Here is a 6,382-nt window from a genome sequence, read left to right as displayed (position 1 = left end):
GGGGCGCCGGGGCTGGCCGAGCAGCTCAAGGAACTGGGTTTCGGGGTCACCATCGAACCGTTCGCCCCCGGGCGCCCGATCGACCTGACGCGCGACGGGCTCATCGTGCTCAGCGGCCCCGAACTCTCGCCCAGCCTGCGCCAGCTCATCGCCGGGGACCCACGGCTGCGCCGCGCGGTGGCGCGACCGGGAGACGGCCGGCGCGGAATCGAAGACCGGGCCGCCCGCCGCATCTACCGGCCGGCCAGCCCGGACCCACACGATATCGCCTACCTCGCCCGGTTACCGCGCCCCGACGGGCGGGGCACGGTTCTGGTGATCGACGGCCTGCATCCGCCCGGTTCGCTCGGCGCGGTACGGCTGCTGGCGACCCGGCTCGCCACGCTGCACGAGCGCGCGGCCAACCGGCGGTTCTCGGTACTGATCGGTGTGCGCTACGACCGCGGCACCGGCGAACCGGTGGACGCGGATCTGCTGACTCCGGTCTACCTGCACGATCCGGTGGATTCCCGCCCACGTCCGGTGCGCCAGCGTCGCTGAGCACACCGGTTCATTCCCGGCCGGGGTGAATTCGGCCCGCGTCTCGTTATTCCGACACGCCCGGACTCCGCGATAGCCAGAACGAATATTCGCTTGTCAATGCGATTGCTACGCTGAGGTTACCTACGGACCATTCGCCATTTTGCCGAATTCACCAGTGTTCGGTCGCGGCGAAAACAATGCCGCGCCGAGGGGCGCGACCCGTAGCGTTATCCGGCTCCGACAAGGTAATTCGGGGAGGCGCAGGTGGACGCGTTGATCATCGTGGCGGTAGTACTGGTCGCGGCCGGGCTGCTGGCCTCGGTGGTGCTGTGGCTACGTAATCCAGGGTCCGCGGAATCCGAATACGTGACGGTCGCCGAACTCCAGGCCCGCCTGGAACACGAGCAGGAAGAGCCGGCGGAATCCGGTGCCGGCACCGCCGAGCCCGCGCCCGCCACGGACACCACCGCAAGCCGGGACGAAGCCGGCGCTCAGTCCCCTACCGCGGCCGCCGCAACCGAGGCGCCGGAACCCACGCAACCTGCCGAACCCACGCCGACGGGCGAGTCCGCAGCCACCGAACCGGCCGCAGCAGGCAAGCCGACAGCCACCGAACCAACCCCGGCAAGCGAGTCCGCAGCCACCGAACCGGCCGCAGCGGACAAGTCCGCGACTTCTGCTGACTCGGCTGCGAACGAACCCGCGTCGAGCGAGCGGGAAGTTTCCGACAGCACCGCGGCAACCCGCGAGCCGAGCGCCGGAGCCGAGACCGAGGAGGCACCGGACCAGCAGTCACCGCCTGGACCGAGCCGATAACCGGACGAGCACAGTCAACCGGGAACTCGGTGACCCGAACATCCCGGCACAGCCCCGGACGATCCGGGCGGGACCGCCCCGGGCGCACTGCCGGAAACGGGAGCCCGATCAGCAGGAGGTGCGGTCCGCTGATTCCCGGTCCACCGACCCCCTTACCGACCGCCCGTACTCAGGCGGCGGCCACATCGGGGCGGATGGTGTTCATCGGTGGCCGGTCCACCAGGTCCACCGCGGTGCTGTGCGGGGTGAACTCGCCGGCGATCAGCGGGAACTGGGTCAGTGCCGCCCCCGAATCCGGCACCCCGCTGCGGCCGAGTACCGTGCCGAGGATCTGCCGGCTCATCACCCCGAGATCGGCCAGCGGCCGGTTGCGGTGGGTGCGCACGCCCAGGTTGACCTGGCCGATGGCATGCAGGCCCAGCCGGTCGTAGGTATCGAGGAGCAGCCCGATCTCCACGCCGTAGCCGGGGGCGAACGGCACCGCGGTGAGCAGTTCCCGGGTGCCGGCGTATTCACCGCCCAGCGGCTGCAGTACCGGAGTGAGTCCCGGTCGCAGGGCGGCCAGTAGGGGCCGCGCGACGAGTTCGGTGACCCGCCCACCGCCGTGTGCGTCGACCCCGCCGCCGTGTCGCAGCGGACGCCGGTAGTACGCCTTGACCAGGTGCAGATCCGGGGTGGTCAGCAGCGGGCCGAGCAGTTTCGGCACGAACGCCGGATCCGGGTCGATCAGATCGGAATCGACGAACGCCACCAGATCACCGCTGGTCACCGCCAGCGACCGCCACAGCACCTCGCCCTTGCCCGCCACCGGTTCGAGTTCGGGCACGGCCTGCTCGCGGCTGATGACCTCCGCGCCGGCCGCCCGGGCCCGTTCGGCCGTGGCGTCGGTGGACCCCGAATCGAGGACGATCAGCTCGTCCACCAGAGTGCCGAGCAGCGGCCGGATACTGGCCACCACCTCGGCAACGGTCTCCTCCTCGTTCAGTGCCGGCAGCACCACCGAAACGGTGCGTCCGGCTTTCGCGGCGACCAGATCGGCCACCGCCCAGTCGGGGGTGTCCCAGGTATTCGTCGTCGCCCAGCCGGGCTCGTGGTGGGTGAGTTTCATACGAGACCTCGCAGAGTTCGTACCGGGGGCCGGATACCCTGGATCGCGGCGATCATGTCAACCACTCGCCGGGTCGCGGCGACCTCGTGCACCCGGAACACACGGGCACCGGCCGCGGCGGCCCAAGCGGTAGCTGCCAATGTGCCCTCCAGCCGTTCGGAAAGTCCGACACCTAATGTCTCTCCGATGAAATCCTTGTTGCTCAGCGCCATCAAGACCGGCCACCCGCTTTTTACAAGAACGTCCGCTGCCCGCAACAGTGCGAGCCCGTGATAGGTGTTCTTCCCGAAATCGTGCGTCGGGTCGATGAGCACAGAATCCCTGCTCACACCGGCTGCTACCGCCGCTTCCGCCGCGCCGGCCACGGTTTCGGTCACCTCTGCCACCACATCGGTATAACGAACCCGATGCGGGCGGGTGCGCGGTACGGCCCCACCGGTATGACTGCAGACGATCCCCGCCCCGGTTTCCGCGGCCACCGGCACCAACTCCGGATCGGCCCCCGCCCAGGTGTCGTTGATCAGATCGGCGCCCTCGGCCACCGCCGCCCGCGCCACCTCCGAACGCCAGGTATCGACGCTGATCAGCAGGTCTGGATACCTTTCCCGGATCGCGGCGACGAACGGCACCACCCGCCGCGCCTCCTCGGCGGCATCCACCGATTCCCCCGGCCCCGCCTTCACTCCACCGATATCGACGAGATCGGCCCCTTCGGCGACGGCCCGGTCCACGGCCGCCAGCGCGGCGCTGTCACCGAATGTCGCGCCGCGGTCGTAGAACGAATCCGGCGTCCGGTTCACGATGGCCATGACCAGCGCACGGTCCGTGGCCACCGCCCGGCCGCACAAAGTCGGCGACGGACGTACGGGCTCGAACATGATCACGAGTCTATGTTTATCGGCCCCACCTCCGGCAGCGCGGGTTCACAGCGGAGAACCGGCGAGGCACCCGGAAGTGCCATTCCCCGGCAACGCCGAGTCCGGCCAGACCTCCCTATTTCTCCGGGGGCGGAACGTCGAACTGCGCGTACTCCAAGGCCGCGAACGCTTTCTGCAGGTCCGGTGTGACGGTGATCAGGTCCAAAGCTGCTTCCGGGACGAAACCGCGGTCGCGCAGTTCCCCGAGCCACGTGAACAAACCCGTGTAGTGGCCGCCCGGGTCCAGGATCGCCATCGGTTTGGTGTGCTGGCCGAGGTGACCTCCGGTCCAGGTTTCGAAGAACTCCTCGAGCGTGCCGATACCGCCGGGGAGGGTGAGGAAGGCGTCGGCGCGGTCCTCCATCACCTGTTTGCGCTGGCGCATGGTGTCGGTGACCACCAGCTCGTCGGAGTCCACATCGGCGACCTCCCGGTGTACCAGGTGTTTCGGGATGACTCCGATGGTGTTGGCACCGCCCGCGCGGGCGGCGGTGGCGACCGCGCCCATCATCGAGACGTGGCCGCCGCCGGAGACCAGTTGCCAGCCGCGCCGCGCGATCTCGGTGCCCACCCTGGCCGCCAGGGACAGGTGGCCGGGGTCGGTGGTGCTGGCGGAGCAGTACACGCACAGGGCGAACGGTCGCGGGTTCACTACTTCCCTTCCAGGTAGGCGCGCAGCATGTCGGTGACGGCGGTGATCTGGGCGAGCGGGACGTGCTCGTCGCGTTTGTGCGCGAGGTTGGGATCGCCCGGGCCGAAGTTCACGGCGGGGATACCGCGGGCGGCGAACCGGGAGACATCGGTCCAGCCGTATTTGGCGCGCACCCCGGCCGAACCGTGTGCCCGCACCGCGTCGAGCAGGCCCTGCGCGGCGGGTGCGGTGAGCCCGGGTAGCGCGCCGGGCGCCGCGTCGGTGAGCGCGAAGTCCAGGTCGAGTCCCGCGAAGACTTCGCGGACGTGGTCGGTGGCCTGCTGCACCGTCCGGTCCGGGGCGAAGCGGAAGTTCACCTCGACCGCGGCGGCATCGGGCACCACATTGCCTGCCACCCCGCCCTCGACCCGGACCGCCGACAAACCCTCCCGGTAGCGGCAGCCATCGATATCGACCTCACGCGCGTGGTACTCGGACAACCGGGCCAGCACGGGCGCCAGCCGGTGGATCGCGTTATCTCCCAGCCAGGACCGCGCCGCATGCGCCCGCACCCCGGCGGTGCTCAACCGGACGCGCAGCGTGCCCTGGCAGCCGGCCTCGATCCAGCCGCCGGACGGTTCCCCGAGGATCGCCAGATCCGCGTCGAGCCATTCGGGTAGTTCGCGTTCGATGGTGTTGAGCCCGTTGAACTCGGCGGCGATCTCCTCGCAGTCGTAGAAGATCAGCGTCAGGTCGTGCACCGGTTCGGCGACGGTGGCGGCCAGATGCAGGAAGACCGCGTCGCCGGATTTCATATCGACCGAACCGCAGCCGTAGAGCACCTCGGCCCCGTTCTCGGTGGTGAACCGGCCCGGCACATTGTCCGCGATCGGCACGGTATCGAGATGCCCCGCGAGCACCACCCGCGTGGGCAGCCCGCGGTCGGTGCGCGCCAGCACCACATTGCCGTGCCGCAGCACCTCGAAACCGCTGGTCTGGGTGCGTAGCGCGGTTTCGACGGCGGTGGTGATCGCGGCCTCCTCCCGGGACACGCTCGGAATATCGACGAGGGCCGCGGTGAGCGCGACGGGGTCGGCGTGCAAGTCGAGGGTCACGAGATACGAGCGTAGAGGGGCCGCACCACCCCGGGCCCGCTGGTGGGTAGGCTGCGGTGTCGTGAGCACTCAGGGAGCAACCGCTATCGGCATCGCCAACGTGACCGCGGACGGAACCGTCCTGGACACCTGGTTCCCCAGCCCGGAGCTGGGTGAGTTCACCGAAACCGGCACCGAGCGGCTCGCCGAGGCACCCGCCGAGCTGGCCGGCCTGGTGGGGCCCGATGCGGCCCGCGATGTCGACGTGGTCGCGGTGCGCACCACCATCGCCGACCTCTCCGCCGCCCCGGTGGACGCGCACGATGTGTACCTGCGCCTGCATCTGCTGTCGCATCGGCTGGTCCGCCCGCATTCGGTGAGCCTCGAGGGTCAGTTCGCGCTGCTGGCCAATGTCGTATGGACCAACCACGGCCCCGCCGCGGTGGAGGGTTTCGAAATCACCCGCGCCAAACTGCGCGCCCGCGGCCCGGTCACCGTCTACAGCGTCGACAAGTTCCCGCGCATGGTCGACTACGTGGTCCCCGCCGGGGTCCGTATCGGTGACGCGGACCGGGTCCGGCTGGGCGCGCATCTGGCGGCCGGCACCACCGTGATGCACGAGGGTTTCGTGAACTTCAACGCCGGCACGCTCGGCACCTCCATGATCGAGGGCCGGATCTCGGCCGGTGTCGTGGTGGGCGACGGCTCCGATATCGGCGGCGGCGCCTCCACCATGGGCACACTGTCCGGCGGCGGCAAAACCGTGATCTCGATCGGCGAGCGTTCCCTGCTGGGCGCCAACTCGGGCCTGGGCATTCCCCTCGGCGACGACTGTGTGCTCGAGGCCGGGCTCTACCTCACCGCCGGCACCAAGGTCACCACACCCGACGGCAAGGTGGTCAAGGCAGCGGAGCTGAGCGGCACGAACAACCTGCTGTTCCGCCGCAATTCGGAAACCGGCGCGGTGGAGGTCGTCCCGCGCTCGGGCACCGGTATCGAACTCAACGAAGCCCTGCACGCGCACAATTGAATTGGCGGCGCCAGCGGCGCCAGGATTCCGATGCCGTTGGCACCGGAGGTGTGCGCGACGATCGTGCCGGGCCGGACCGTCCGCGCACTCGCCAAACCACGGACCAGGCCGGCCAGTTCGGCGTCCGGCACCGCGAGTCCGGTCTCGGTGGGCCAGTACGCGCCGTTGATCTTCTCTATCTCCGCGGGGAAACGCTGCGGCAGGCTGTTCAGGTGGCCGACAACGGTTTCCGCGAAATCCGGGTCGTCGACCGTCGCACCCGCA

Annotated in this window: 6 protein-coding genes and 2 pseudogenes; 3 read left to right on the top strand and 5 right to left on the bottom strand. The window is 69.6% G+C overall.

Going from position 1 to position 6,382, the window contains the following annotated elements:
* Together QH276_RS15465 and QH276_RS15460 are read left to right on the top strand one after the other, a co-directional pair.
* A pseudogene (locus tag QH276_RS15465) lies at window positions 1-540 on the top strand (hypothetical protein); the annotation flags it as partial.
* A 246-nt stretch (window positions 541-786) separates the two neighbouring features.
* Window positions 787-1,338 (top strand): hypothetical protein, encoded by a 552-nt coding sequence (locus QH276_RS15460; protein ID WP_280402811.1) that lies wholly within the window; start codon window positions 787-789, stop codon window positions 1,336-1,338.
* A gap of 169 nt (window positions 1,339-1,507) precedes the next feature.
* On the opposite strand, the gene QH276_RS15455 is transcribed toward QH276_RS15460, so the two are convergent.
* The 4 genes from QH276_RS15455 to dapE all read right to left on the bottom strand — a co-directional run bounded on the left by QH276_RS15455 (window position 1,508) and on the right by dapE (window position 5,109).
* On the bottom strand, window positions 1,508-2,446 hold the full coding sequence (locus QH276_RS15455) for a glucosyl-3-phosphoglycerate synthase (RefSeq protein ID WP_280402810.1): 939 nt from the start codon (window positions 2,444-2,446) through the stop codon (window positions 1,508-1,510).
* Window positions 2,443-3,324 (bottom strand): dihydropteroate synthase, encoded by an 882-nt coding sequence (gene folP, locus QH276_RS15450; RefSeq protein WP_280402809.1) that lies wholly within the window; start codon window positions 3,322-3,324, stop codon window positions 2,443-2,445. The genes QH276_RS15455 and folP overlap by 4 nt, the downstream gene beginning before the upstream one ends.
* Before the next feature lie 115 nt (window positions 3,325-3,439).
* Window positions 3,440-4,015 carry a TIGR00730 family Rossman fold protein gene (locus tag QH276_RS15445; protein WP_280402808.1) on the bottom strand — a complete coding sequence of 192 codons (576 nt, stop codon included), beginning with the start codon at window positions 4,013-4,015 and terminating at the stop codon, window positions 3,440-3,442.
* On the bottom strand, window positions 4,015-5,109 hold the full coding sequence (dapE, locus tag QH276_RS15440) for a succinyl-diaminopimelate desuccinylase (protein ID WP_280402807.1): 1,095 nt from the start codon (window positions 5,107-5,109) through the stop codon (window positions 4,015-4,017). The genes QH276_RS15445 and dapE overlap by 1 nt, the downstream gene beginning before the upstream one ends.
* Before the next feature lie 61 nt (window positions 5,110-5,170).
* Here dapE and dapD point away from each other — a divergent pair, with 61 nt between their 5' ends.
* Complete coding sequence (gene dapD / locus QH276_RS15435; RefSeq protein ID WP_280402806.1) at window positions 5,171-6,118, top strand: 2,3,4,5-tetrahydropyridine-2,6-dicarboxylate N-succinyltransferase; 948 nt, start codon at window positions 5,171-5,173, stop codon at window positions 6,116-6,118.
* A gap of 8 nt (window positions 6,119-6,126) precedes the next feature.
* Here the strand turns inward: dapD and QH276_RS15430 are convergent.
* Window positions 6,127-6,255: pseudogene (locus QH276_RS15430) on the bottom strand (DUF2520 domain-containing protein); the annotation flags it as partial.
* Window positions 6,256-6,382 lie beyond the last annotated feature (127 nt).

The organism is Nocardia carnea, from assembly GCF_029869215.1.
Taxonomy (GTDB): Bacteria; Actinomycetota; Actinomycetes; order Mycobacteriales; family Mycobacteriaceae; genus Nocardia; species Nocardia carnea_B.
The sequence above is the reverse complement of the archived record's forward strand: the minus strand, read 5'-3'. Positions and strand labels throughout refer to the sequence as shown.

Coding starts and splice junctions, on each gene's coding strand:
- folP (WP_280402809.1), bottom strand. CDS start 3,324: ATGTTCGAGCCCGTACGTCCGTCGCCGACTTTGTGCGGCCGGGCGGTG.
- QH276_RS15455 (WP_280402810.1), bottom strand. CDS start 2,446: ATGAAACTCACCCACCACGAGCCCGGCTGGGCGACGACGAATACCTGG.